The sequence below is a fragment of the Arenibacter certesii DSM 19833 genome (genome assembly GCF_000429545.1).
Lineage (GTDB): Bacteria > Bacteroidota > Bacteroidia > Flavobacteriales > Flavobacteriaceae > Arenibacter > Arenibacter certesii.
In genome coordinates this window covers 1-26220 of sequence record NZ_AUCB01000013.1, presented here as the reverse complement: position 1 = coordinate 26220, position 26220 = coordinate 1, and the positions used below count along the sequence as shown (strand labels likewise).

Genomic DNA, 26220 nt, shown 5'->3' with positions numbered 1-26220 from the left:
TTTTAATTATTTATGTAAGTGGATAACGCAACAAATACTCCCAATTAAGCACGGGGGCAAACTGTAATTGTAGTATCTTTTATTTACGATTGTACTGTTCTTCTCCATGAAGTTGAAATACCAAAAGAAGTAGGCGTATTTGAATAAGGACACTACTAATTAAAAAATCTAGAATGAAACTCGACATACTATTTATTAACGATGTACATGGTTACATTGCTCCACATAATGAATTATTTTATGGTAAAAATGGGGAGTATATAGCTGAAGCGGGAGGATATGCTCGTTTGCATTCCAAGGTTGAAGAAATACGGATGAAAAACCCAAACACGTTATTATTTGATGGGGGCGACACCTTTCATGGCACCAAACCTATTGTAGATTCCAAGGGAGAAGCAATGGTACCTATTCTTAATAAAATGAATTTCGATGCCATGACCAGTCATTGGGATTTTGCTTATGGGCCCGAGCAACATAAGACTATCACCGATCAATTAAATTACCCCAATTTGGCCTGTAATATCTTTAAACCAAATGGGGAATTGTTTTCTACACCATCAAAGCTTTTTAGTATGGGAGGCGTTACGATTGGTGTCATTGGAGTCGCTGCTTTAATTGTAGACAAGGTTATGCCCCCTTCCTTTGCTGGGGATTTGCGGTTTACTGATGGACTTAAAGAAGTGCCCCAGCATATAGATAAGCTTAAAAAAGAAGGCGCAACTGTTATAATTCTACTTTCCCACAATGGCATGCCACAAGATACAGCACTATTAAAACAAGTAGAAGGAATTGATATTTGTTTAAGTGCCCATACCCATAATCGGTTGTATTCCCCTGTAAAGGTTAAAGACGCTATGCTAATACAATGTGGGTGTCACGGGTCGTTTATTGGAAGGATGACTCTGGATATTGAGGGAGGTAGAATTCAGTCGCATTGGTATGAATTGATTACAATAGATGATAAAATTAAAGAGAACGAGGCGATGAAAGTGCTGGTGGACCGCATTTTAGAAGGCTATAAAGACATACAGAACAATATAGTGGGTAAAACGGAACAGATATTACACCGCTATGCTACTATAAATGCCAGTTTGGATGAATTGATGCATCAGGGAGCCTGTTTTGTGACCGATACCGATATTTGCTTTTCTAATGGATGGCGATATGGTATTCCAATTGACAAAGGGGATATTACGGAGGATGATTTATATAATATGGCCCCTATGAATCCGCCAGTTTCCGTAATTGAGCTTACTGGAAAGGAAATTAAGTCCATGTTAGAGGAAAATTTATCTCGCACCTTCTCCTGCGACCCTATGAAACAAATGGGAGGTTATGCCAAACGTATTTTTGGCTTACATCTCAATATTAGAATAGAAAACCCAGATGGAGAAAAAATTCAAGAATTGCTGTACAAGGGGAACCACATAGAAATGGACAAAACCTATAAGGTTAGTTTTATAACTGTACAGGGGGTGCCCAATAAGTATGGTTTTAATAGACAACAGACAGGATTTAGGTTAGTAGAAGCTATAAAGCGATATTTAGAAGCACATCCTCACTTTTCTCCCTTAAAGAACAAAACATATAGGCTTGTATAATACAGCTTATAAATTTTCAGGGGGTACTTAATAGCCATACCTAACAGAGCGTAAATCACCTCAGCTTCTCACTTAAATATTTCCAATACCGTTTAGGTACGTGCTGTATATGCAATTTCATATTTTTCCTAGAGGGGATATTAGTGCTCTCAAAATAATCTTGCCATAGCGTCTGGAATTCCAATTCTTCGGTAGCAAAAAAATCGGAAGTGGTTTTGGTGGCATCAAAATCATCTGGCAAGGATAGGTTAATAATATCCACGTTTTCTAAATCGTAAAAGAGTCCGTAGTTACGCTTAAGGTCATAAATAACCCATTTTTGATCGGCATATCTACGTTTAAAATGTGCAGAAATAAGGGGTAAGACATCAAAGTCCGGTTCTATATTTGCAAAATAAAGTCCGTCTTTCGTCAACCTAAACCGTACAAAAGCTTCCATTCTATGTTTTTCCCGTCCTACACTTTTGGCTACTTGGGTTACTTTTAGCACGTCTTGGTTTGCAAAATCGGCATCTATTAACATGGTGCTTTTCAATGCATATTGTATATATCGCAATAGCAAATTTTCTATCTGTTCCTGTTCGCTTAAAAATGCATAATACAATCGGGAGCGTCCTTTTGCCGAAGTTTTCTTTTTAATGCCTTTCCAAACCCGATCCGATTTTTCCAGATCTGTTAGCACCTCCTCACTGGTGCCGAACAAAGATTCTTGAACGTGAATTTTCCGTTGTATATGGACCTGCTTCAGTTTTAAATCATACAAGTGGAACACACAGGTTAGAAACCCATCAAAAGTGCCATCGTAAACCAATGTATAGTCTTGAGGAAGTATCATTATTCGAATAAACTCAGTTGTGGGCTCAGGATTTTTTGATATTTGCTCGTAGAGTTTTGAAGGATCAGTGATTTTAATTGTGGCCCCGTTAAATCGCGCCGCTCAAAATCCCGAGACTGGCAAATTAGAAAATATTTCGCTCTGTTTAAAGCGACACCCATCTTTTGTAAATGTTCCCAATTAAGATTTCGAAACCGCCTGGCCTGAAGTATTTTGTATACTGATTTCATCCCCAGACCTGGCACACGGGCCAACATTCGCTTATCGGCTTTATTTACATCCACCGGAAATTGCTCTAAATTTCGCAATGCCCAACCTAATTTTGGATCTACTTCTAAATCTAGATTCTGATGATCATTGTTCAGGATCTCGTGCACTTCAAATCCATAAAATCGCATCAACCAATCAGTCTGATACAATCTATTTTCCCGAAGCATGGGTACAGCAGTACCTATTTGCGGCAAGCGGGAATCGTAACTAATAGGAATATATCCGGAGTAGTACACCCTTTTCAAATTAAACTTTTTATAGAAGTAATTGGATGTCCACATAATCTGCTGATCACTCTCGCCACTTGCACCTATAATCATCTGTGTGCTTTGTCCGGCTGGTGCAAATTTTGGTGTACTCTTAATAAGTTTCTTTTCAGAATTGTAAAGAATGATTTCATTTTTGACTTTTACCATGGGTTTAATAAAGTCTTCCCTATTTTTTTCGGGTGCCAAAAGTTTTAAACCTTCCTTAGTGGGAATCTCAATATTTACGCTTAACCGGTCTGCATAGAGACCCGCTTCCTTCATCAATTCATCAGAAGCGCCCGGTATGGATTTCAGGTGGATATACCCGTGAAAATTTTCTTCTAACCGCAGTTTCTTCGCTACAGCTACCAATCGTTCCATAGTATAGTCTGCACTCTTAAAAATTCCAGAGCTCAGAAACAAGCCTTCTATATAATTACGTCGATAAAAATTGATGGTTAAATCTACCACTTCCTGGACCTGAAAAGCAGCACGCTTTATATCGTTACTTTTCCTAGTGACACAATACGCACAATCGAAGATGCAATAATTGGTCAGCAAAATCTTTAAGAGGGACACACAGCGTCCATCTTCTGTATAAGAATGGCATATACCCATTCCAGTAGCATCCCCAAGCCCTTTAGAGGAGTTACTTCTCTTACTGCCACTAGAAGCACAGGAAACATCATATTTAGCAGCGTCTGCGAGTATCTTTAATTTTTCTTGGGTTCGTTCAAAAGACATAGATGGGGGATTTAGAAAAATTTTATTGCTTAACCAATTGATTTTAAAGCGGGTAAAACAATTCAACAATTGTGCCGAATTGCTTGTTGGCCGAAGGTATTTTTAATCTATAAGGGCTACTTTTAAATACCCGAATTTAGTATAGTACACCTACGAAATATCACATCAGAAGCAAATCGTTTAACGTAAAGGATGTAAAATCTAGTTATTGATGCTTGCGCCGTTATGAAAAATGATACTTAATCTAAAAAACCAATAGAGGTTCTTTACAACTACTTATTAGACGACCATTTTATCAATTACTTTCATGAGCCTATCGGTTTCTACAAGTGCTGAAATTATTTTTTGATATTCCAAAATATCATCCTCCTCCAAAATACTACCCTTACGATCTTTCAACCATTTTTTAGCAGGTAGCTTCCCTCCAATACTACACTCCCAAACGGATATGGGGATTGTATCAAAATACTGCTTCTCATTTATCCACACTCGGCCTAAATTGTTTTCCACATCTACTATTTCCCAATCCGTTTCCTGAATTCTAACTGTGACAGAATTATCCCCCTCTTGTGGAAAGTTTGCAATAAATTTTCCCACTTTAGCAGCGTCCATATTATGAATGGCACACAATTCACTACCTATAGCCACCAGCCGCCAAAACACACCGGAATCTTTTGGGTACGGCAACTGCAGGAAGTCGTTTTCTAGATAGGCTAGGTATTTTTCCCTATAAGGTTCTGAATGCAATACAGCATAACTGAAATCTAAAATGTCCTTGGAAGAAAAAGAAGTTTTATAATCGTCCCTTAAGTCAGGACTATTTACAAAGCACACATTACTTTCGGTTTCTTCTTGGGTTAAGTAAGTTAGTCCTAATTTATTTCCCAACTGTTCTATATAATACAACAGGTTTAAATTGATGGAATCTTCTCCCACCTTACCTCCACACAGCAATGTATTCATTTTCTTTCTGAAAATAGAATGGAAAAATATAGAATTCTCTTTTTTATTCACTTTTGGATATAAGGAAATATAGTTTCTTACTGAAAGTTAATTAAAATTCATCAATCATAAAAATACTTATTAGATAGATAATTCTCCTCTTCCTCACCCCTAAAACAGTTTAAACTCTCTTTATGACGCACAACCCGAAAGGATTGGATGACTCCACTTTACGAGGCTCTTGCTACCCACAGCCGAATATTACATTACTGGGTATAGTGATCAATTTCAACCTTAATTGCAATAGCTTAAATTTAACTAAGCATTCCAAAATGGAATTGATTTATGGCGTAAATTAGAGTAATAAATCATTTGGACGCTTCATAACTCTTATAAATCTTTTATCATGAAAAGAAAGGGATTTTTTGCAGCACTTCTTTCCATCACCGCCCTACCCTTCTTGGTATTTCCTTCCAATGAAAGAACCATACAAAGAAAAGCAAAGGGGTTTAAAATTAGTGCTGGTGAAGGTCGATTTCACGGACACATAAAATTAAAAGGAGTAAATTCCAATATTTTGGATGTAAAAATTTCTGGAAAGGACACTCAAGGAGACTTGGCTATATTTGAGCAGACCTCACTCTCTCCAGGCAGAGGAACCCCATTGCATGTGCACCATTCCCAAGACGAGATATTTTACGTCATTGAGGGTGCATACTTTTTTAAAGTTGGAGAGGAGAAATTTCATTTAGTCGCTGGAGACAGCATATTCTTGCCTCGAAAAGTACCACATGCATGGACACAGGAATCAGTTGTGAGCAGAATGACCGTTACTTTACAGCCCGCAGGGAAATTGGAAGATTTTTTTATTACCATGGCAGGTATGGATCACGAACCCACATCAAAAGAAATTGAGCAAATTTTCGCGGATAATGGAATGAAAGTAGTTGGCCCACCATTAAAGTTAGAATAGGAACATGGCCTTGGCCTTTCATGAGTACTGTTAGGGCATGATTCTAAAACGTGCCCCTCAAGCCAATAGTTCCAGGCCCCATTTGCAGGGTCCAACTAATCCTATCTTCTGAGAATTGATTTTTATTCTCTGCCTTTTTTAAGAATTTATCTATGGTATCTACCACTACCACACTCACTGCAACACTTACGGCTACATCTGTAAGCCAATGTGCACCATCCCATAATCTAGATATTGGGGAAACCATCCCAAGGGTATAAAATCCGCCCTTGATCCACGGGTTTTTAAATTGCTTTCCTATAGCATAAAATGTAGTTACGGACAAAGCAGTGTGTCCTGAGGGAAAACTATGATAAGCGGCTTCCTTACTAAACGGTTTAAATTCTCCTTTCCCCAATTCCGTAACTGGTCTCGCTCTTCCCACAACAGTTTTACTGATACTCTGGAGTATACCTATAGCTGCTGAGGAGGAAAGCAAGAGAACACCGGTATGTCTTATTTTTTCGTTCTTGGTAAACAAGCCCACCAAATACACGCTGCCATTTAGGGAATAATTGTACAATGGTTTTCCAATATAATAACCCGACTCTTTAAGTACGGTTGGAATATCATCTTGTTGGTTCCTAAACCAGTTGGAACTATCCTCATCAAAAGTATATAGTGCTGCGGTCCCTAATATGATAGACCCAGCCGAGAGGAAATCTTTTTCTTTCCATTGCAAAGGCCTAGTATAAGCATGTTTTACGCCACCTAGAGCAGTTTTAAAGTCTGAAACAAACATCTGTTTGGTACTCAATGTATCCTGCGCAGTTCCCAAAAGCGCATTCGCCATAAAAAAAAGACCGAAAACCAAACGTTTAACAGTTAGGACCGTATTCATACGCCAATTTATTAAAATAAGATTCTACAAATAAACAAAATGACATTAACAAGAGGAAGAAAAAAGTTCGTGGACTTATACATGACCATTTTCTATTATACCTCCTTATAAAATTAACGATCCTAACAACAACATATTGCCACGGATACTATAGACACTGAAGAATTTAGCGCTATGATTCATAAAAACCTTTTTCATTTAATCTAAAACTCGATAAAGTCGGAATAGCTCAACTATTAATACATCTATATAAGATTTTCGATGGAATTATTTATGGACAAATAAATTATAAAACACTATTTGCTTCTCTAAAAAACCCTATTAATCGCATAATCTAGACTTCCCATCTGCACCAAATCGAATCTCCAATCTGGACGTAGCCGGACTTGCCACTCAAACGGATTTCCCTCTATGGAAATAGTTGCTAATGCCAATCGGACTTTTATGGTTTTGGGTCGTCTATCGAATTAAGCAAAAAATGCTATTTGGAACGTTAAAAATAATGGATGGTCAAATAAAAACGATCGATAAGAACTCCTATAATCCATTGCTGTCAATTTCCTAAACGAAAATCTACTCATATTTATTAATTTTATGATACAGAGGAAAGGTCCTACGAACTTTTTCCGCAGCCAATCATATATTAAACCATTGTGGCCCCTTTAATAAAAATGAAAGCATATAATATTAAAAACTACGGAGACCCTGAAAAAGTGCTTAGACTTGTACAAGTTGAACAACCAAAGCCTAAAAGTACCGAGGTCAAGATTAAAGTTTATGCAACAACAATCAATGATTACGATTGGTGTATTACCACGGGCAGGCCTATATCGTATCGTTTGTTCTTTGGGGTATTTAGACCCAAAAAAAAATTACTGATACCCGGAATGGAGGTAGCAGGGATTGTGGAGCAGGTTGGGAATAATGCCACAAAGTTTAAAGTGGGTGATGCCGTTTACGGTGATATCTCAGAATACGGATTTGGCAGCTTTGCAGAGTTCCTTTGCATAAATGAGAAAGCACTAGCGCAAAAACCTAATAACATGAGTTTTGAGGAGGCAACTAGTATTCCGCACGCAGCAATGCTTGCCGTACAAGGTCTGCGGGATGTGGGACGTATTAAAGATAAGCAGAAAATTTTGATCAATGGCGGTGGTGGCGGCGTTGGTTCATTCGGAATCCAAATAGCCAAACTGTACAACGCAGATGTTACAGGGGTAGATACAGGTGAAAAATTAAAAGCAATGGAAGCTCAAGGGTTTGACAAGGTAATAGACTATAAGAAAGAAGACTTCACAAAGAGTAATGAGCAATATGATCTAATCCTTGATTGCAAGACCAATCGATCGCTCTGGAAATTCTTAAAAGTTCTTAAACCCAAAGGAAAATATGTTTCAATAGGTGGTAAATCCAGCAAGCTGTTGCAAATGCTTTATATGAAACCAATACTAAAGTTGGTAAGTAATAAACGCGTGCATATGTTAATGTTAAAAGCTAACAAGGACTTGAAGTACATCAATAAGCTTTATAAGGAAAATAGCATATATTGTGTCATAGATGGTCCATATAATTTTGACCAAATACCCTGGGCGATTCAACGATTTGGGGATGGCCTGCACAATGGTAAAATTGTAATTACATTAAGTTAACGGTGCCACAACAACTCCTATACCTTATTGCTCTTAAAGGCTCTTAATTTCCTGCCTTACGATTTAATAATTCTTACTGACCCTGGCTTGCGTTTCAATACCACGCGGCATACTCTAATCGTAGAAGTTCATCTAAAAGTAATCTGGAAAAATTAAATTTTAGAGGAAGATAAAATTAACTGAATTTACCAATGAAGATAAGAGCACTTGAACAACAGCGGATTGAATTTATAAATCAAAAATTTCTAGCTACGTCATTACCTGGATTAATAGTTTGGTAAATTATCAGGCGTTTGGTGATATTTTATTCTGATTTTATAGCAGTTTGGTCTATTTTTATTGCGACTGGAAGTATTGTATATCTAGGGCTCTTTCTCTCAAAATTCACAGGTGAAAACTTCCTAGATAAAAGTAAACCGAAAAATGAATTCGATACACTTTTTATTTTTAATGCTGGACACGCCATACTATTATATTAAATATCAATACGGTAATTAAGTTATGGCTAAGTTAATGCGCACTTGGAGAGGTTGATACCAAAACACGCCACAAAATCATACACAAACAAATTGACCATAATTACCTTGCAAATTTTTATAAATGAAAAATATTAGACTCACAATTTTATTAATTCTCATCTCAAACTTATTGTCCGCTCAGCATATATCTGAAATTGTACAATTTGACAAATCATTAAATCAGTTTCATAACGTTCGAGATTTTACTATTTCAAAAGTTGGCAATGAGGCGTATTTCACTATACAAAGTCCAAATCAAGAAATCTCGCAAATAGCCTATATTAAAAAGGAAAACAATCAATGGTCTAAACCAGAATTATTACCCTTTTGTGATTCCTTTATGTACTTAGAACCATTCTTATCATTTAATAATAACCGATTGTTTTTTGTTTCTGATAGACCGTTAAATGATTCCATTACTACTAAAAAAGATTTTGACATTTGGTATGTAGACCGAGACAAAAAAAATGGTGAATGGTCTAAACCTAAAAATATTGGTAAACCCATTAATTCTGAATTAGACGAATTTTATCCTTCTGTAAGTAAAAACAACAACCTATATTTTACAATGAGTTCACCAGAGGGTTTAGGAAAAGATGATATTTATTTTTCCGAATGGAAAGACAACCAATATTCAAAGCCTGTTTTATTGGACGAAAGTATAAACAGTGAAGGTTATGAATTTAATGCTTATATCTCAGAGAAAGAAGATTTTATAATATATTCTAAATATAACCAAGACGATGGGCAAGGAAGTGGTGATTTATATATTTCCAGAAAGGATGCTAACGGCATATGGAAAAAGGCAAGAAATTTAGGTGTTCCCTTGAATACAAAATATATGGAATACGCTCCATTCTATGATGAAAAAAATGAATTATTGTATTTTACAAGCAAGAGAAGTGATATAAAACCTAAAAAGTTTAATTCTATTTCAGATTTCAAAAAATATATTAACCATGGCAGCAATGGTCTAAGTAAAATCTACATGACTTCTTTTAAAATTGAATAAATCTCGTTTCAACAACAGTACCTGTTGCACAAGCATCAAATGCTACAAAAAAGAATCTAAATAAGTCCTGCTATCTCCCCTTTGGCCTTTGATCCGCGTCGCTCACAAAAAACAATGACCATAAATTACGAAAATACGAGACCATATTAATAACGCCCAATTTTTAACTGAGCAAGGATTCGGATTGGGTTCAGCAGATTGTAAAAATCCGCATGGCAAAAAAATAATACTGAACAACAAAGGATATAATATGGCCCAATCAGTGGTTCCTAAATATGCCAAAACTAAAGTTCTTTAGATTTTTATATGCCAATATACATTTAACTTGATATGAGTAAGCATAGGCAACAACTCACGTAAAGCCCTAATGTGCATATTGACGTAACACACCTTATTACAAGAAAAATATATTACTTAGGAATAGATTACTATCCATATTTAAAAACAAGGGATGATGATATACCATTTTAAAGGTATTGAGATGATATCTCCCAAAACAAATTTTGGATTACCCCATTACGAAAATATTGATCTTTATTTTACATCTATTTCACTGACCCCAACAGGTGATTTTTATGCATTGGCAATAATTGGACTTTTTATTGTTTTTTCAATTAGAAGAAATTAAAAAATGGCTGCCAATTAAAATCGGCAGCCATTTCCTATGCGTTTTAAAGTTTTGAAGATTAGGATAAAATAGGAATATTTCCTTGCTTACATTCTTCAATCATTTCATCTGGCCAGATACTGGTCTGTATCTCTCCAATATGTGCTTTTTTCAAGAAAAACATACATAAACGAGATTGCCCAATACCACCTCCAATAGACAGTGGAAGTTCATCATTAAGAAGCATTTTATGCCACATTAATTCTTTTCTATCCTCTGCACCTGCAATGGCCAACTGCTTATTTAGAGCATCTTTATCTACACGAATTCCCATGGATGAAATCTCCAGAGCTTTTTCTAGAATTGGGTTCCAAAGTAGGATATCACCATTTAATCCTTTAAGTCCATTTTCAGTTTCGGTACTCCAATCATCATAATCGGGAGCTCTACCGTCATGCTTCTCCCCATTGGATAATAATCCTCCAATTCCAATTATAAATACGGCACCGTACTTCTTAGCAACTTCTGTTTCTCTTTCGTTTGGTGAAAGGTTAGGGTACATATCTGCTAATTCTTGAGTATGAAGAAAGGTTATTTCTTCTGGAAGAATTGGCTTTAACTGCGGGTAACGCTCATAGACAGTATATTCAACTCTTCTAAAAACGCTATAAATTTTATTTACTATATATTTTAGGAAGTCAACAGACCTTTCTTCATTACTAACTACCCTTTCCCAATCCCACTGATCTACATAGATAGAGTGAATGTTGGAAAAAACCTCATCGGGACGTAATGCATTCATGTCTGTATACACTCCATAACCTTCCTCAATTTCAAATCGGGCCAAAGCAAGTCTTTTCCATTTTGCAAGGGAATGAACAATTTCAGCTTCCGCATCGTTCATAGATAGTATTGGAAAAGTCACAGGTCTTTCTACACCACTAAGATCGTCATTAATTCCAGATCCTTTTTTTACGAATAAAGGCGCTGTGATTCTTCTTAACCTCAATTCTGATGATAAACTAAGCTCAAAAAAGTCTTTAATCAATTTAATTGCTTGTTCTGTCTCTTGTATATTTAATTGTGGTTGATATCCTTTCGGGATTTGTAATTTATAACCCATTATGGCAACATTTAATTAGTTGATTAGCAACTCGCTTTTTTAATTGTATATTAAAAAACAAAAATGCGATAATTAGAAAGAATATCAAAACGGTCTTGAATGAGAAGTCACAAAATGTTAGACTTATAACGAGATTATGCTATTTGGTACATTTTAGATGTCTTCTGTGGGCTGCCGACAATAAAAACAAGATTTAGGTTTAGGGAAACTTAAGATGTATAAAAACGTTGCACCACCCTACTCCATTCTCAGAAGTTATTTAGATTTCCCCAAAAGGTTCTGTTTCTTTTTGTTAAATTAGTTTCATTGCTGTTTTTACTAACTGTACACAACGTGTTGATCTCAAGTTAAAAAACCAATGGAAATTACTATAGTTTAATAAATGCATAATAATGATGAAGACATCTAAAAGTAAATAACCTCAGCCTGTTGAAGTATCAGGAAATACGCTAAGATGCCCCGTATGCAATAACAATCTATTCTGGACTAGAAGAGCTCAACTGAATTCAGCCGTAGCATCTTTCTTCAACTTAGATTGGGCCAATAAAAGTGCCACCTGTTTTGTATGCTCCGATTGCACTCATATATTTTGGTTTCTAGGGAAATAATTCCCCAATAAAAGCATGGATAAAAGATTTAAAAATGAGAATGGTAATACCCTATAGGGCCCTGTTAACGTTCGGGCAATGTTTCACCAATAATCGACACTCGAAATAGTTCACCACCAAATGAAAAGAATACATTTTGATAATTTAGGAAAGAGGGGGTTTCCAGTAGACGTCTCGCTGGTACTAAATCACCCCTAAAATATAGATTAACATTATCCTAGCAAGAACATCGCTCTCTCCACTACTGTCAGCTCCACCTTATTAAATTAAGGTTTCCCTTCCCTTGTGTTTTACATGCATTCCTTGACACTGATTTAAATTAAACAAAACGCTAATTTTACGAAGTATCTAAAGCGCGGCTATCCATTGGCTTTCTCCAAAAACTGGTCGTTTTTTAGGAGCAACCCATTTATACACAAAGCGCATTACCAATTAATTAGAAGGACTGGAAAGAAAGTCGAATGAAAAATGCCCATAGTTTTCACATTCAACACCAAAAACCATGGCAGTTGCAAAAAAGTGATAAATTTTCTCCATATTTACGTTGTTAACTATTAAAAAGAATATTTTCATGAGCAATTATTTTAAACAATATCCAAATAGTGAAGGTTTTTTCGGTGAGTATGGTGGTGCTTTTATTCCACCGTCACTAGAAGTTGAAATGAAAAAGATAACGGATGCTTACCATACCATAAGTAAATCTCATAATTTTATACAAGAACTGCGTAGCATACGCAAACACTACCAAGGACGTCCAACCCCTGTTTATTATTGCTCTCGTTTATCAGAAAAATACGGAGGCCGTATTTACTTAAAGCGAGAAGATTTAAACCACTCTGGGGCACATAAATTAAATCACTGTATGGGAGAAGCCCTTCTTGCCAAACACCTTGGCAAAAAGAAGCTGATTGCAGAAACAGGTGCAGGCCAACATGGTGTAGCTTTGGCTACCGCTGCCGCTTATTTTGGTCTAGAGTGCGAAATTCATATGGGTGAAGTGGATATTAAAAAACAGCATCCAAATGTGGTGCGCATGAAAATATTAGGGGCGACTATTGTACCGGCTACCCACGGACTAAAAACCTTAAAAGAGGCTGTAGATTCGGCTTTCGAGGCGTACCTTAAAGACCCTGAAAATACCATTTATTGCATTGGCTCCGTTGTAGGGCCCCATCCGTTTCCTATGATGGTTCGCGATTTTCAACGCGTAGTAGGAATTGAAGCGCGTGAACAGTTTTTGGAGATGACCGGGGAATTACCAGATAACGTTGTTGCTTGTGTGGGTGGAGGAAGTAATGCGATAGGATTATTCTCTGCTTTTCTAAATGATGACGAGTGTAAAATACATGGTGTGGAACCCGCAGGACGCTCTATGGAATACGGCGAAAATGCTGCTTCCATGACATTGGGAACTCCAGGGATAATGCATGGTTTTAAATCGTATATGCTTAAAGATGAAAAAGGAGAACCAGCACCTGTTTATTCTGTAGCTAGCGGACTTGATTATCCTGCTGTTGGACCAGAACATTGTATGCTTAAAGATAATAACACGGTTAATTACGATATTATTAACGACAAAGAAGCTATTGATGCTTTTTATGAACTAAGTAGATTAGAAGGTATAATACCTGCTCTTGAAAGCTCGCATGCTGTAGCCTATGCATTAAAGCTCGCTAAAGAGCAACCTCAAAAATCTATATTGGTCAATTTAAGCGGTAGAGGCGATAAGGATATCGACTTTGTGGTGGATACGTATGGCCTACCAGAATAACGTATTTTAGATAAAATAACCAACCCACACCTTAAAGCTCTATTGAAGGCATTAACAACCATTTCTTGGCGATCAACAATGCTTCAATAGAGCTTTTTTAATAAGTGGAAGTTCACACACTACTAGGATATAAACTGCTAGTCACAAGCTTTATAAGAGAAACGAATAATGAATAGAAAGAAACATTGGGAAACAGTTTATAACACAAAAAATCCAGACCAAGTTAGTTGGACGCAAGAAATGCCAAAAACTTCCCTTGAGATTATCCATTCCTTCGAACTAAATAAATCAGCAAAAATAATAGATATAGGTGGCGGAGACAGTGAGCTTGTAGATTACTTACTTGATGAAGGATATACAAACATTACTGTACTTGATATTTCTGCTAAGGCACTAGAAAAAGCAAAAACCCGACTTAGAGAAAAAGCGAATAAAGTAAAGTGGATTGTATGCGACATTACAGAATTTGAACCCACTACTTCTTTTGATTTGTGGCACGATAGAGCTACATTTCATTTTCTTACAAGCCCTGAACAGAAAAGAAAATATATAGAAACTGCAAGAAAGTCTGTAAGTGGATTCTTGACGATAGGAACATTTTCTAAAACTGGTCCTGAAAGATGCAGTGGCCTCGAGATTAATCAATACGATGAGGAAGAATTATCCAAAGAATTTAAAAATGGGTTTGATAAAATAAAGTGCGCTACAGAGGACCACACCACTCCATTTGGTACAACGCAGAATTTCTTGTTTTGTAGTTTTAAGAGACAATTGAACTAAATGCCCAATAACTACATTGATTAAACTTAACTAGAAGTGGCTGCTTTTGTTTTACCAAATCATTTGCGTATATATAATACTATGATAGAGATAAAAAGAACCGATTCTCAAAATACCGAGTTTAAAAAACTAGTGGAATTACTCAATGCAGATCTTGCTCAACGAGATGGAAAAACTCATCCGCTATCTCAATTTAATAAAATAAGCAACTTGAATCATGTGGTTTTAGCGGTTAAAGAGGGTAAGGCTATTGGTTGTGGCGCTATCTCAGAGTATGATTTGAACACCATGGAAATAAAAAGGATGTATGTTTCTCCAATAGCTAGAAGACAGAGAATTGGAGAAAAAATCTTATCCGAATTAGAAAATTGGTCCAAAGAATTAGGAAGCACTAAATGCCTTCTCTTTATGGGATCTAAACAACCGGAAGCTAACGCACTTTATAACCGAAACGGGTATATGCCCATTCCAAATTACGGTCCCTTAAAAGACATTCCAGATAGCTTCTGCTTTGCAAAAGATTTATTATAATAAATTTATCTAGGCCCACCTACTCAACAAACCACTACCAATCCATCTCTTTAGATTAAAGTAGGCAAAAGGTACAGAGGGGGTAACACAAAAACTATATGAAAAAGAATAAAATAATTTCAGGAAGCATCGGTGTATTAGTTGGATACCTTGTTTTTATATTGATAATCGACCTCTTATCTAAGCCTAACAATATTTCGATTTCATTAAAACCCATAGAAAGTATGGAAACCTACATTTTTAGTTTTGTTTATAGCATGGGAAATCTAGGGTGGGTATTGGGAGGCTTACTGTTAACTGGGTATCTAACATTATGTTACTTTCTAGGAAATTGGATTAGCAAGATTAAGTTTTAAAGTTAATATTCATCAAGCCCAAACCTCCTCACCTTTAGACCAAACAGCATCTTACTAGGTACCAATATGCAAATTCAGTTTTAATTTGTTAAATTTGCAGATTACCCTCATAACTAACCAAATAACAATACGTTACACTATTCAAACTATAATTCTTTAAATACATGTGAAAAGGTGTAGCATGTAAAAGGAGAAATAAGAGTATATACAACAAGTATTAACGGTAGTCAGATTCTTATGACCACCATAAAAACAGAAAACACAGTAAAATGAGACAAGTATTTTTAATTCTATTGACCTTAGGACTATTTTCTTGCAACCAACAAACGGCCAACAATAAGGATTTACAAAACCGAATTGACAGTTTGGAAGTTAAACTGGCCAATACTTACAGACCTGGATTTGGAGACTTTATGGGCACTGTACAAACGCATCATGCTAAACTATGGTTTGCAGGACAGCATGAAAATTGGAAACTTGCCGACTTTGAAGTGCACGAATTAATGGAGGCTATTGAAGCTATTGAGGAGTACCACCCCAATAGAAAGGAAACTCAATTAATAGGAATGATATATCCTGCGATAGATAGTGTAGACATTGCTATTGATCAGAAAGATCTCGAAAAATTTAAAGAGAGTTATACCAATCTCACAAACACCTGCAACAAATGTCACCACGCAACGGAAATGGAATATGTTGAAATGAAAATACCCAATCTATCACCTTACAGTAATCAGAATTTTGATGCTGCTAAATAAAAACTAGTTTATTACAGGATAATAAAACATAAAGCACCCATTAATTAACAATTGTTAATTAATGGGTGCTTTATGTTGTTCTCAAATAAAGGCACCAATTCTCTTCTAATTGGAGCATGCCCCAAAGAATACATGACATGGTGAGGCGGATTAAAAAACAAATCGATATATTTGAATAGAAGCCATAAGATCAGGGATCTACAAAACAGCCAACCACCTACACCAACCATCATGCTAAAAGCACTATTGATTTCCGCCATACTTTTATTTACATCTTTGGTAACTGCACAAGATAATTCTGCTTTTAAAGAGGTATTAGAGATTGCCTATTACGATTCAACTTACACAGACGAGTATATTACTTCGCGTTGTAAATTAGACATACGATACCCTGAAAACACTAAAGATTTTAATACGGTAGTTTGGTTTCATGGTGGTGGTCTGAATTCTTATGACAAGTATTTTCCAGATTCATTATTGAACCACAATCTGTGCATTGTAAGCGTTAATTATCGGTTATCTCCAAAAGTTAATGCACCGGCCTATATTGAGGACGCCGCTGCAGCAGTAGCTTGGGTATTTAATAATATTAAAACTTATGGAGGGAATCCCAATAAAATATATGTAGCAGGACATTCCGCGGGTGGGTACCTAGCGAAAATGATAGGTTTGGATAAACAATGGCTTCAAAATTTTAAAATCGATGCGGATAATATTGCAGGCCTTATTTCCTTAAGCGGACAAACCATAACCCATTCTACAATAAGAAAAGAACGAGGAATACCTTGGTCAAAGGTCATTGTAGACGAATATGCACCCCTTTATCACGTTAGAAAGAATGCGCCACCCTTACTACTTATTACGGGAGATAGGGAAGTTGATTTGGAAGGCAGATATGAAGAAAATCTATATTTAAAACGATTAATGACTACGGCTGGCCATACCGAAACCCAGTTGATGGAAATTCAAGGATTTGGACATATAGAAATGCACGATCCTGGCCTACAACTTTTATTAAAAGAAATGGATCGGATTAATAAGAAAGTCGGCCGTAATTCCAAAGAATAAAATTAGTTCGGGAACTCGCTACACCCGTTAAAATTAATTTCTGCAAAGATCTATCTACAGTCTCAAACCTTCCCCCAACCTACTATAAATGGGCAAGATGTGCCATTGGCACAAGTTCAACATCAACTTAGATAGGAGCTTTGCATAGTTTAGAAAGCTCTTCGTTAATCTCGAATACCTTTCCTTTGATATCTGAGTATCCAAACTGTTTCAATCGTTCTGTATGCATGCTAAGATAATTCTTTGCATTTTCACGGGTATCGAACATATAAACACCTCCTGCCATTTCTTCTTCCTGATTTTCTGTCCAAAACTTCCAAATAAAACCAGGTTCATTATTAATACTCTGTGCAAGCTCGTTCATTTGTTTTGCCATTTCTTTTCCCCAAACTTCTCTATGTGGAAAATCTACATACATGATTACTGCCATAATATTATGTCTTTCAGTTATAAATTAAGATGATATAGTGAGAAGGAAACTAAAAAACCACCCCTAAGGATGGTTTTTTTACCTTCAAAATTTTTGATCTAATGATGGTCTTAACTTCTATAAGCGGAAAGCATCCAAGCCAATTTTTCCTGTTCTACTATATAGTCGCTCATTAAAGATACGGTACCTTCATCATTTGCATCGGCTGCAATTTTTAAAATTGCTCTTTCCTGCTCCAGTAAAATCTTCAATGCTTTAAGGATATTGTCCACAGCTACTTCCCCATCAGTAATATTTTCAGCTGCTTTTATTTCGGCAAGCTCCAAGTATTTTTTATAGGAATGAACAGGAGGTTGCCCCAATGTAAGTATCCTTTCTGCAATCTCATCTACTTTTACCAAAGCATCATTGTATATCTCTTCAAATTTTAAGTGAAGTTCAAAGAATTTCTTTCCCTGAATATTCCAATGAAATCCTCGTAGGTTCATATAGAACATTTGATAATTTGCTAGAAGTTCATTTAACTTTTCTGCTGTTTTAATAGAGCTGCTTTCGCTCAATCCAATAACATTTAAATTTGTGTTCGCCATAATCTATTATTTTGTATTCAATTAGTTTTTAATAACTGTTGATTTCTGTGGAAGTTCGCTTCAAGTTTTAGTGGGAATACCGTTGTAGAATATCTTATTTCCATCAATTCTCTAAGGTACAAAAGGTAGTTGTATTGATATGTGACATTTGTCACACATCCTTATATTTTAAAACAATCTTAACAGTTTTAAGTTTCTCTTAGAGATTCTCTTCTTAAAAGTTACGGATAGTACTTAAATTAACTATGTATATAAATATTCAAATACCCAGAAATTGGACTTGATCTCCGATTTTGAACTATTTTAATAATAGGAGCACCAATGCTTCTGCAGAATCATTCAATGCAAAAATTAAAGCGTTCAGGGCACAATTCAGAGGGGTGAAAAATGTAGAATTCTTCCTTTACAGATTAACTACAATTTTTGCATAAACACAACAATTGGTCATGATCCGATATGCTCTTTAAATTGAACTTTGGCGGTTATTTAGTTAATTCACTAATATAACACTTTAACATAGTCGAAAGAAATCCTATTAAACAAATCAATTCGTCCCCTGATTCGTCCCCTAAAATGAAAAAAGCCCTGAAAACATAGTGTTTTCAAGGCTTTTAGCGGTCCGGACGGGACTCGAACCCGCGACCCCCTGCGTGACAGGCAGATTTTATTTAAACTCACCTGTATTAAAAACTCAATAAATACAGGGGTTTTCAAGGGTTTTTCGTATCTTCAAGTACATTTAAAACCATTCTAATCCAACTTTTGCGTGCAATCTGCGTGCAAATAAAATTAAGAAAGATGGCCACACACATTAAACTTTCTTTAGATACTAGACGTAGAGATACTAAAACCTACCCTTTAATTTACCGTTTAACCCATAACAGAAAAACTACTAGCATCGGAACAGGCCACCAATTAGCCGTTTCCGACTGGGATCAAAAAAGGCAAAAAATAAAGCCATCTTTTAAAGGTACAGAATCTCCAGCGCGTTTAAATAATCTGTTGCAGAAAAAAATGGCTTATATGGTGGATATCCTTACCCAATTAGAAGACAAAGACAAACTGAAATATATGAGCGTTTCAGAAGTTAGGAGCCATATTACCCGATCCACCAACGAAGTTACGTTTTATCAATTCGCTGAACTGCAAATCCAAGATATGATTAAATCAAATCGTATCGGAAATGCAAGAGTTTATAAACATACTCTGAACGCAGTTAAGAATTTTAGGAATAATAGGGATTTCACTTTTGACGAATTGAATCTTGATTTTCTAAACCGCTTTGAAAAAAGCCATTTAGGCAAGGGCAATAAACTTGGTGGGCTAAGTGTATATCTGCGAACGATACGGGCTATTAACCGAAAAGCAATCAAGGCAGGTGTTGCTGACAAAGAAGGGTACGCCTTTAACGACTACATTATAAGAAGTGGTAAACCTGAAAAGCGTGCTTTGCCAATGGATGCTATCCGAAAAATCGCAGAATTGGACTTGGATAAAAATACCGCCCTATTTAGAGATAGGAATATATTTATGATGAGCTTCCTTCTAAATGGCATGTCCTATGTCGATATAGCACATTTGAAACTATCCAACATTGTTGATGGGCGCATTCATTACTCTCGAAAAAAAACAGATGAGCCCTATAATATAAAAATCCATGACCAGCTTAAGCCAATACTAGTGCACCTTTCTAAGGGAAAACAGAGAACTGATTATCTTTTAAATGTTATCAAAAGTAATGACCCGACTGCCAGCTACAACCAAATTGTATGGGCTAGAAAGCGTTATAACGACAATTTAAGAAAACTTGCGAAACTAGGAGGCATTGAAGAAAAAATTACCAGTTACGCAGCCCGTCATTCGTTTGCTTCAGGTGCAAATGACATAGGCATACCCTTAACGGCTATTTCACAAATGTTAGGCCATAAGCGAATCAGCACTACCCAGGCATATTTAGCCAATTTGAGGAAAAGCAAAATGGACCAGTACCAAGATGAAATTTTTGGACAACTATTAGAAGAATAAGTTTATTGATTTAATGAAAAATCGTAAAAAGTCTTAATTTATCTTCTTCTCCCTATCCACCTAATAGTACTTTTTACAGAATCAAATTCTATAACTTAATCACTTCTTTAAAAGCTATATCGAAAGTCCCCTACTCTTGTACTTCGAGTAATCCGTCAGTTCGTCCTTGAAGCCGTTGAAAACTTCTTCCTCTTTGGCATTTTTGCCTCCCAATAGGTTGCCTAGGGCAAAGACACCTCGTTTAATGAGACGTGCCCGTCTGGCATCTATCTGTTCTTTGGAAACAGCCACCAGCGCTTCCTTAAATCCGTGTTCCATGTGGTGTTCTACTATTTCTAATGGTAGATTGGGCCTCACCCTCTCCGATACATACATATAAGCAGCCTTCTTATACTGGCCCTTCTCCATTAAATATCCCGACCAGAGACTTTTCAAATTGTCCCGGCCATCCATTCTGATATCATCCAAGATTTTCACTTGATTATCCAAAGCTTTGTTCAGATCACTGGACGATATCAAATAAGCTTGAATTTTCGGTGGAAGCGCAGCAGTTACCGGATACTTGGAATACATAGATCCAACAAATAGCTTTTCTTCCCTTCTTTCAAAATAAAAGCCTTTGGCATTGAAAAACCGAATGTAGTCGTTCGGGGATTTTTCAAAAGAACCTTGCATGCGTTCGGCATATTTCTGATAGGAATTCAGGGCCCACCTCTCGAACCTTTCCATAAACGGGCGGTTCATTGCCCCATAAAGTTTCGGGAACATTAATGGGAGAAATATCGCGATCGGGCCAGACCTGATCTCCTTGGCCGTTGTACTGTTCAACAGCCCTTCCAAGAGCTTTTCATTTTCCCTTACAAAACTAGGAGGTATATAACTATTCCTGGGGGTTAATAACAGCCTATGTCCTAAATCTACTTTTAGTTTATGCAGATTAGAATTCGCATAGGTCAGTACGCCGCTGTCGTACTTAACACCTAGGCTTTGAATTAGCTCAAAAAGGACTTCCCTTTGCTCTGGCTCATCAAAAAGCTGTTGGTCAATGGCCTGTTTAATTAGTCCGGCCTTTGCCTGCAATTCCCGTTCTTCCCTTATCAATTCCGTATTATAAAATTTGTCCTTTATAATATCGAACTGCGCCCGTATCAGATTTCCTAGGTGACCGTTATTGATATGCAGGTATTTTCTAAGAAAAAGAAAGCGTTCCGCTCGGGCCATTTCCGTTACTATAGGTTTTATGGACCTACTTTGGATATGTTCCGACAAAAGGGTTTTGCTTCCTGATTGGTAGTAGCTGTTCCGAAAGGCCTCCTTGATGCAACGCTGAAGTTCTACTAGTAACTGTTCACTCTCCGCGTACATCTGGGTATATTCAGTCCCGAACAAATCGGGATTATTCCTTATTCCAATACCGCTCGCTATTTCCACGCTCTTGAGCACGTAGCCCGTTTTATCATAAATGCTGAAATCGACCACCTGTCCCTGTGCATCGTACGCTAGCCTGCAATCCAGATTTTGATGGGAGCGTAGAATATTCGGGAGATGCTCGGGGTTGATGGTCCTGAAAAGTTTGTAGGTGGTAAGCAACTGCTTTTCCAGCCGTTTCTTTACCATGGGCAACAGTTTTGAACTTTGATTGCGCTCAAAAACCTGTTGCAATTTTGGTCCGGACAGCTGTGGATGTACAGTATATCCATTGATGAACCTTGACCTGTACCCTTCCATGATGGCAATGCCATAGGATACCCCTACCCTGCCAGCATGGTGTACGGTTTTTACTTGGATATGGTGTTTCTCCAATAGATTGGCAAGTTCGTCAAAACCCCTCACCATATACTTCTGCAGGGTGTTGTGTATGATATCCTGCATATAATAGCGGACACCGTGGATGTCCTTATGCCTAAACTGGGGGTTTGCGCTTAAGGGAAGTTTCCTCTCTGCTCTTTTTTCTGGAGAGGGAGAAAGCCCAAACTGTTTCTCCAGGTATTTTTGGGTGGCCATGCTCCTTCTAAAATCGTGGGAAAGGTTTATTTGCAGACAATCCTCTTTAATGGTAGTCGAGACGATATGGACATGTTCGTGCTTGGTATCGTGATGGCGGACCACCATATAAGGCTGCTCTCCATACCCCATGTGATTCATATATGTTTTGGACAGTTCGAAAAAATCAGCGTTGTCCAATTGTTCGCCTCGGGGAAGATTGAGGGTGGCATGTACGTACCGTTTTTCGGAATCATGCCTGTTGCCCAAATAATGAAGAACCCTTCCAAAAAACTTGGTGTTGGTATCCGTATCAGAATAGGTGTTCTGGAAGCCTAGTATGGTGTTACCGGCCTTGCTTAGGACATAGTTCAGCACACTATGTACATTATTACGATAAAGTATCCTTACTATCATTTTAGATCCTTGGTGTTAATGGCTCTACCTCGATTTATATCAATTGTCTGCAAAAGGCAGGGTTTTCACTTCGTCAGAAGTAGGGGTTTTGCGCTACGCAAAACATAACTTGCTATCCGTCAAAAACGGATAATTACAGTTAAATATAGCAATTCAGAATTGAATATAACAATCTAATTATCAATACTTTACTCCTTAAAACCATATCAAACCACATGCTATCAAATGGGTACAGACAAACGACCCATCTGGTCTGATATTATAAAAAATATCCATCAAATAAATCATAGAAATAATCCTTTTATTGTAGGTAGGGAGAAAAAAGCTCAAGCGGCCTTTCTGCCGTTTGTGCTTTTGCGCGTTCCCGAGGAGGTCGAGGAAAACTGGAACGGAAAGACATCCCGAGCGGACCGGCGAAGCGAGTCCGCATGGGGAGGATTAGAGTGGAAGGTTTTGTCGACTTCCGCGCAGGAAATTGGAATTGCACCAAAACAACCATTTTATTTAATCCCATCCATTCAGAAACTGAATAATGGAATTGACACTACCCCATTTCCTACAGTTTTATTGAGGACAATTCATTTTCCTAATATCGACGATTTGTATCTTTGGAAAACCGATTAATTAAGGACCAAATTATCAAGAAAAGGTCTAGGTGATAAAACAGGAAATGAAAACATAAAAGAGAATATTCTAAATTCTTATCTTTTAAGCATATCCACTGTTACCACCGTCCTAAAACCGGCATGGTCTGAACCTGAATCCGGACTCATACCCATTTTGGCAGAAATTCTAAAACTTGCACAGTAAGAGGCATGACATAAAAACGAACCTCCTTTAATTACGTGCTCCTGTTGGTAAGGGTTGCTAGGGCTATAAGCCGTAGCTGCTCCCTTTGGATTTGTGTGTGGTTTTGTAACATCAAGCTCCTTATAATAGTTCACATTGTACCAGTCACTGGTCATTTCCCAGACGTTTCCCAATAGATCGTAAATACCGATTGAATTTGGGGGATACGATTTCACAGGTGCAATATGTTCAAAGCCATCTTTGGATTCGTTTTTGATGGGAAAGATTCCTTGCCAAGTATTGGCGCTGTCATCCAAAACATTTGGATCGTCCCCCCAAGTGTAGATTGCATTAGAGTTAGTTCCTTGTGCTGCAGATTCCCATTCAGCTTCGGTCGGTAGTCGTCTATTAGCCCATTTGCAGAAGGCTAATGCGTCCTCGTAAGCAACATGTACTACCGGATAGTCATCCTTTCCTGCTATAGAACTTCCTGGTCCCTCCGGATGCTTCCAATTTGCTCCCAATTGCCAACGCCACCACTGCGTATAATTATCCATATTCGCAACTTGGTTCACCTCTTTATTAAATATTAAACTACCAGGCTGCAAAATTGAATCATGTGGTTTTGGAGTACCTTCGGGAAGGTCTTTTTTCATTTCTTCCCAATTTATGGGCCGTTCTGCAACGGTAATATAGCCCGTGGCATCAACAAAAGCTCTGAACTCTTTGTTTGTAACCTCTGTGATGTCTATAAAAAATCCATCAACGATTACTTCGTGTGCGGGCATCTCAGCGTGCATTGCGAAACTATCGCCTTCCTTGGCACCTTGGATAAACGACTTTCCCCTTACCCATACCATTCCTTCCGGAGTCTTCACATCACTTGGTTGTTCTACCAAAATATTAGTAGCTGGGGAGTTCTTTTTTTGGCTGACTGGGTTGGTTTTTCCATCATTTTTGCAATTCATAAAAAGTAGTGCAGATATAAAAAGGACCGAAACGAAAAAATATTGTTTTACTTTCACTTATTATAGACTAGTTTGCAAATGATTATTTTACTTATAGGCTTATCGCTTTGCGAACTTAACATAAACTACGCATTCGTCAAAAAACTCACCTATTCCTTTAGAAACTTTAAAACTCCTGTTTCCCGAATTCACTTTCGATAAACTTTGATTTATTTTTGTTTTTATTAAAAGTATAAGACAAATTCAAGAACACTACATCTACCTCGTACACGTAATTGGTAGTTGTATAAAACTCATTTTCCCTAAAGGTAGTTATACGTTGTTCGTTACTATCCAACAGTCCCATATCCATATTCTGCCACTGCAAGGTGGCTACAAGACGACTGTCTAAAAAGGTCTTACGAAGGGATAGGTTAGGCGAATAGAACCTAGAATCCTCTCCTTGTGCTGTATTGCGAGCAGAAATATAGTTGAAAGTAAACTGTGCGGAGGCAGTATCCGAAAAATCTACCGTGCTGTTGGCATTAATGGAATAGATAAAAGCATCACTATCAACTCTCTTGCCGTCATATTCGCCATCAATGGCATAACGATAAAGATTCCCTCCTATGAAGCTAGACCAATTTTTGGTCGGTTTCAATTGCGCTCCAAGTTCCAGTCCCATTGAACGGCTGTCCCCTACATTGGAGTAGATTCGGTTAAGGATGGTATCGTTATAAATAGTATTGACACGGTTGACCAGATTCTTAACATCCCTGTAGTATGCTGTTGCATAAACGGAATTACCGCCCCCGAAATTCTTTGTCACTCCCAGTTCAAAAAGATCGATGAATTCTGGACGGAGGGTCGGGTCACCTTGTTCTAGGGTCTCTGAATGTTCTCTTTCTGGAAAAGGGTTCATCATAAAAGTGGTGCTACGTTCTACCCGCTTACTATAAGCGGCCTTTAGTTTCGTATTGTTCTCAAAAGTATATTGTACCGAAGCAGAGGGAAAAGGTTTAACATAGTCGTAAGTATAGGTGGTGTCTACCGTACCCAGTTTGTCGCGCAAGTCAAATTTACGGTTCATCCCCTCTACTCGGATTCCAGCGGAATATTCCCATTTATTCTTACCCCCCGTGAACTGCAGATAAGCGGAATGAAGGTCCCTCACAAGGTCTACCTCGCTAGAAAATTCGGATATCAGTTCAAACTCCCCCGTATCATTATTCTTTCTATCATAGACAAAGTCTCCCTTATGGTCCAGCTTACGGTATTGGTACCCTGTTTCCAATTGCCCGAAAGAAAAAGGTTTCCAGGCATAGTCCACCTGTAGTCGGATTCCGTTTAACGGATTGTCGTTGGTATTGTATTCTTGTTGATAAATAATGTTGTGGTCTGGATGACCAAGATTGTCATTTACCGTGGGCCCACCCAGCATGGTATACTCATATAAAAATGATGAAGAAAGTTGAGATTCATTTTTAAAAGTATGCTCATAATCGAAACTGCCCAAAACAAAATCACCTCTTCTTACCCGTAGGTTATGATTATAATATGGAATGGTATTTAAACGTTCCCCGCCTTGGGCAGGCGTTATTTCATGATTATCAAAATAGGTGATATCCGCCAAACGGTCCTTTTGTCGTTTTCCGGCATAAAAACCTAAAGAATAGGAGTTTTGGGAATCGGGGGTAAAATCTACCGTGAACCTTCCGCTGTAATTTACCTCATCAAAACTGCGTTCCCCATCGGAGGGAAATCG

The 26220-nt window shown here is 37.4% G+C and carries 24 protein-coding genes; 13 read left to right on the top strand and 11 right to left on the bottom strand.

Translation table 11 applies throughout. From position 1 onward, the window contains the following. Nucleotides 1-173: 173 nt before the first annotated feature. Entirely contained in the window at nucleotides 174-1601 is a 1428-nt protein-coding gene (locus G466_RS0108100) for a bifunctional metallophosphatase/5'-nucleotidase (RefSeq protein WP_026813218.1), read from the top strand. A gap of 55 nt (nucleotides 1602-1656) precedes the next feature. Here G466_RS0108100 and G466_RS0108095 read toward each other — a convergent pair whose 3' ends face one another. The 3 genes from G466_RS0108095 to G466_RS0108085 form a co-directional block, all read right to left on the bottom strand. Next, the gene (locus G466_RS0108095) at nucleotides 1657-2436 is read right to left on the bottom strand and encodes a TIGR03915 family putative DNA repair protein (RefSeq protein ID WP_026813217.1); all 780 of its coding nucleotides are present in this window, start codon (nucleotides 2434-2436) and stop codon (nucleotides 1657-1659) included. Continuing rightward, nucleotides 2436-3698, bottom strand: a complete 1263-nt coding sequence (locus G466_RS0108090; protein ID WP_026813216.1) for a putative DNA modification/repair radical SAM protein — start codon at nucleotides 3696-3698, stop codon at nucleotides 2436-2438. The genes G466_RS0108095 and G466_RS0108090 overlap by 1 nt, the downstream gene beginning before the upstream one ends. Nucleotides 3699-3977: 279 nt before the next feature. Next, a complete protein-coding gene (locus tag G466_RS0108085) occupies nucleotides 3978-4661 on the bottom strand; it encodes a type ISP restriction/modification enzyme (protein WP_026813215.1) in 684 nt (227 codons plus the stop codon). A 385-nt stretch (nucleotides 4662-5046) separates the two neighbouring features. Between G466_RS0108085 and G466_RS0108080 the strand changes: the two genes are divergently transcribed. Next, the gene (locus G466_RS0108080) at nucleotides 5047-5613 is read left to right on the top strand and encodes a cupin domain-containing protein (RefSeq protein ID WP_026813214.1); all 567 of its coding nucleotides are present in this window, start codon (nucleotides 5047-5049) and stop codon (nucleotides 5611-5613) included. 43 nt (nucleotides 5614-5656) lie between these two features. Here the strand turns inward: G466_RS0108080 and G466_RS21635 are convergent, their stop codons facing one another. Then, nucleotides 5657-6493, bottom strand: coding sequence for a phosphatase PAP2 family protein (locus G466_RS21635; protein WP_051315568.1), 837 nt, complete (start codon nucleotides 6491-6493; stop codon nucleotides 5657-5659). 671 nt (nucleotides 6494-7164) lie between these two features. On the opposite strand from G466_RS21635, the gene G466_RS0108070 reads away from it, so the two are divergent. From G466_RS0108070 to G466_RS23815, 3 genes are all read left to right on the top strand, one after another. After that, entirely contained in the window at nucleotides 7165-8142 is a 978-nt protein-coding gene (locus G466_RS0108070; protein ID WP_026813213.1) for an NAD(P)-dependent alcohol dehydrogenase, read from the top strand. Between the two features lie 600 nt (nucleotides 8143-8742). Then, nucleotides 8743-9672 (top strand): PD40 domain-containing protein, encoded by a 930-nt coding sequence (locus tag G466_RS0108065; RefSeq protein WP_026813212.1) that lies wholly within the window; start codon nucleotides 8743-8745, stop codon nucleotides 9670-9672. Between the two features lie 451 nt (nucleotides 9673-10123). Next, a complete protein-coding gene (locus G466_RS23815) occupies nucleotides 10124-10300 on the top strand; it encodes a hypothetical protein (RefSeq protein ID WP_157373835.1) in 177 nt (58 codons plus the stop codon). A 58-nt stretch (nucleotides 10301-10358) separates the two neighbouring features. Here the strand turns inward: G466_RS23815 and asnA are convergent, their stop codons facing one another. Further along, entirely contained in the window at nucleotides 10359-11402 is a 1044-nt protein-coding gene (asnA, locus tag G466_RS0108055; protein WP_026813211.1) for an aspartate--ammonia ligase, read from the bottom strand. Nucleotides 11403-12442: 1040 nt separating this feature from the next. Beyond that, entirely contained in the window at nucleotides 12443-12583 is a 141-nt protein-coding gene (locus G466_RS23805; RefSeq protein WP_157373834.1) for a hypothetical protein, read from the bottom strand. On the opposite strand from G466_RS23805, the gene trpB reads away from it, so the two are divergent. The 5 genes from trpB (at nucleotide 12582) to G466_RS0108020 (ending at nucleotide 17274) form a co-directional block, all read left to right on the top strand. Further along, complete coding sequence (gene trpB / locus G466_RS0108045) at nucleotides 12582-13781, top strand: tryptophan synthase subunit beta (RefSeq protein WP_026813210.1); 1200 nt, start codon at nucleotides 12582-12584, stop codon at nucleotides 13779-13781. The genes G466_RS23805 and trpB overlap by 2 nt on opposite strands. Before the next feature lie 168 nt (nucleotides 13782-13949). Continuing rightward, nucleotides 13950-14561, top strand: coding sequence for a class I SAM-dependent methyltransferase (locus G466_RS0108040; protein ID WP_026813209.1), 612 nt, complete (start codon nucleotides 13950-13952; stop codon nucleotides 14559-14561). Nucleotides 14562-14642: 81 nt separating this feature from the next. After that, on the top strand, nucleotides 14643-15092 hold the full coding sequence (locus G466_RS0108035) for a GNAT family N-acetyltransferase (protein WP_026813208.1): 450 nt from the start codon (nucleotides 14643-14645) through the stop codon (nucleotides 15090-15092). A gap of 625 nt (nucleotides 15093-15717) precedes the next feature. After that, complete coding sequence (locus tag G466_RS21630; RefSeq protein ID WP_051315567.1) at nucleotides 15718-16206, top strand: hypothetical protein; 489 nt, start codon at nucleotides 15718-15720, stop codon at nucleotides 16204-16206. A gap of 231 nt (nucleotides 16207-16437) precedes the next feature. Continuing rightward, complete coding sequence (locus G466_RS0108020; RefSeq protein ID WP_026813206.1) at nucleotides 16438-17274, top strand: alpha/beta hydrolase; 837 nt, start codon at nucleotides 16438-16440, stop codon at nucleotides 17272-17274. A gap of 127 nt (nucleotides 17275-17401) precedes the next feature. On the opposite strand, the gene G466_RS0108015 is transcribed toward G466_RS0108020, so the two are convergent. Next, nucleotides 17402-17704: a monooxygenase gene (locus G466_RS0108015; protein WP_026813205.1), complete on the bottom strand. Its 303-nt coding sequence runs from the start codon at nucleotides 17702-17704 to the stop codon at nucleotides 17402-17404. A gap of 110 nt (nucleotides 17705-17814) precedes the next feature. Beyond that, on the bottom strand, nucleotides 17815-18294 hold the full coding sequence (locus G466_RS0108010) for a Dps family protein (RefSeq protein ID WP_026813204.1): 480 nt from the start codon (nucleotides 18292-18294) through the stop codon (nucleotides 17815-17817). A gap of 293 nt (nucleotides 18295-18587) precedes the next feature. Here G466_RS0108010 and G466_RS23490 point away from each other — a divergent pair, with 293 nt between their 5' ends. Both G466_RS23490 and G466_RS0108005 read left to right on the top strand, forming a co-directional pair. Continuing rightward, nucleotides 18588-18725 carry a transposase gene (locus G466_RS23490; RefSeq protein WP_229797188.1) on the top strand — a complete coding sequence of 46 codons (138 nt, stop codon included), beginning with the start codon at nucleotides 18588-18590 and terminating at the stop codon, nucleotides 18723-18725. Nucleotides 18726-19092: 367 nt separating this feature from the next. Next, the gene (locus G466_RS0108005) at nucleotides 19093-20319 is read left to right on the top strand and encodes a site-specific integrase (protein ID WP_026813203.1); all 1227 of its coding nucleotides are present in this window, start codon (nucleotides 19093-19095) and stop codon (nucleotides 20317-20319) included. Nucleotides 20320-20433: 114 nt separating this feature from the next. Here the strand turns inward: G466_RS0108005 and G466_RS0108000 are convergent, their stop codons facing one another. Further along, nucleotides 20434-22719, bottom strand: coding sequence for a relaxase/mobilization nuclease domain-containing protein (locus G466_RS0108000; RefSeq protein WP_026813202.1), 2286 nt, complete (start codon nucleotides 22717-22719; stop codon nucleotides 20434-20436). Between the two features lie 225 nt (nucleotides 22720-22944). On the opposite strand from G466_RS0108000, the gene G466_RS0107995 reads away from it, so the two are divergent. Further along, nucleotides 22945-23343: a hypothetical protein gene (locus tag G466_RS0107995; protein ID WP_026813201.1), complete on the top strand. Its 399-nt coding sequence runs from the start codon at nucleotides 22945-22947 to the stop codon at nucleotides 23341-23343. A 77-nt stretch (nucleotides 23344-23420) separates the two neighbouring features. On the opposite strand, the gene G466_RS0107990 is transcribed toward G466_RS0107995, so the two are convergent. Together G466_RS0107990 and G466_RS0107985 are read right to left on the bottom strand one after the other, a co-directional pair. Continuing rightward, entirely contained in the window at nucleotides 23421-24476 is a 1056-nt protein-coding gene (locus G466_RS0107990) for a formylglycine-generating enzyme family protein (protein WP_051315566.1), read from the bottom strand. Between the two features lie 166 nt (nucleotides 24477-24642). Continuing rightward, on the bottom strand, nucleotides 24643-26220 hold a 1578-nt coding region (locus G466_RS0107985; protein WP_026813199.1), incomplete at its 5' end, for an outer membrane beta-barrel family protein.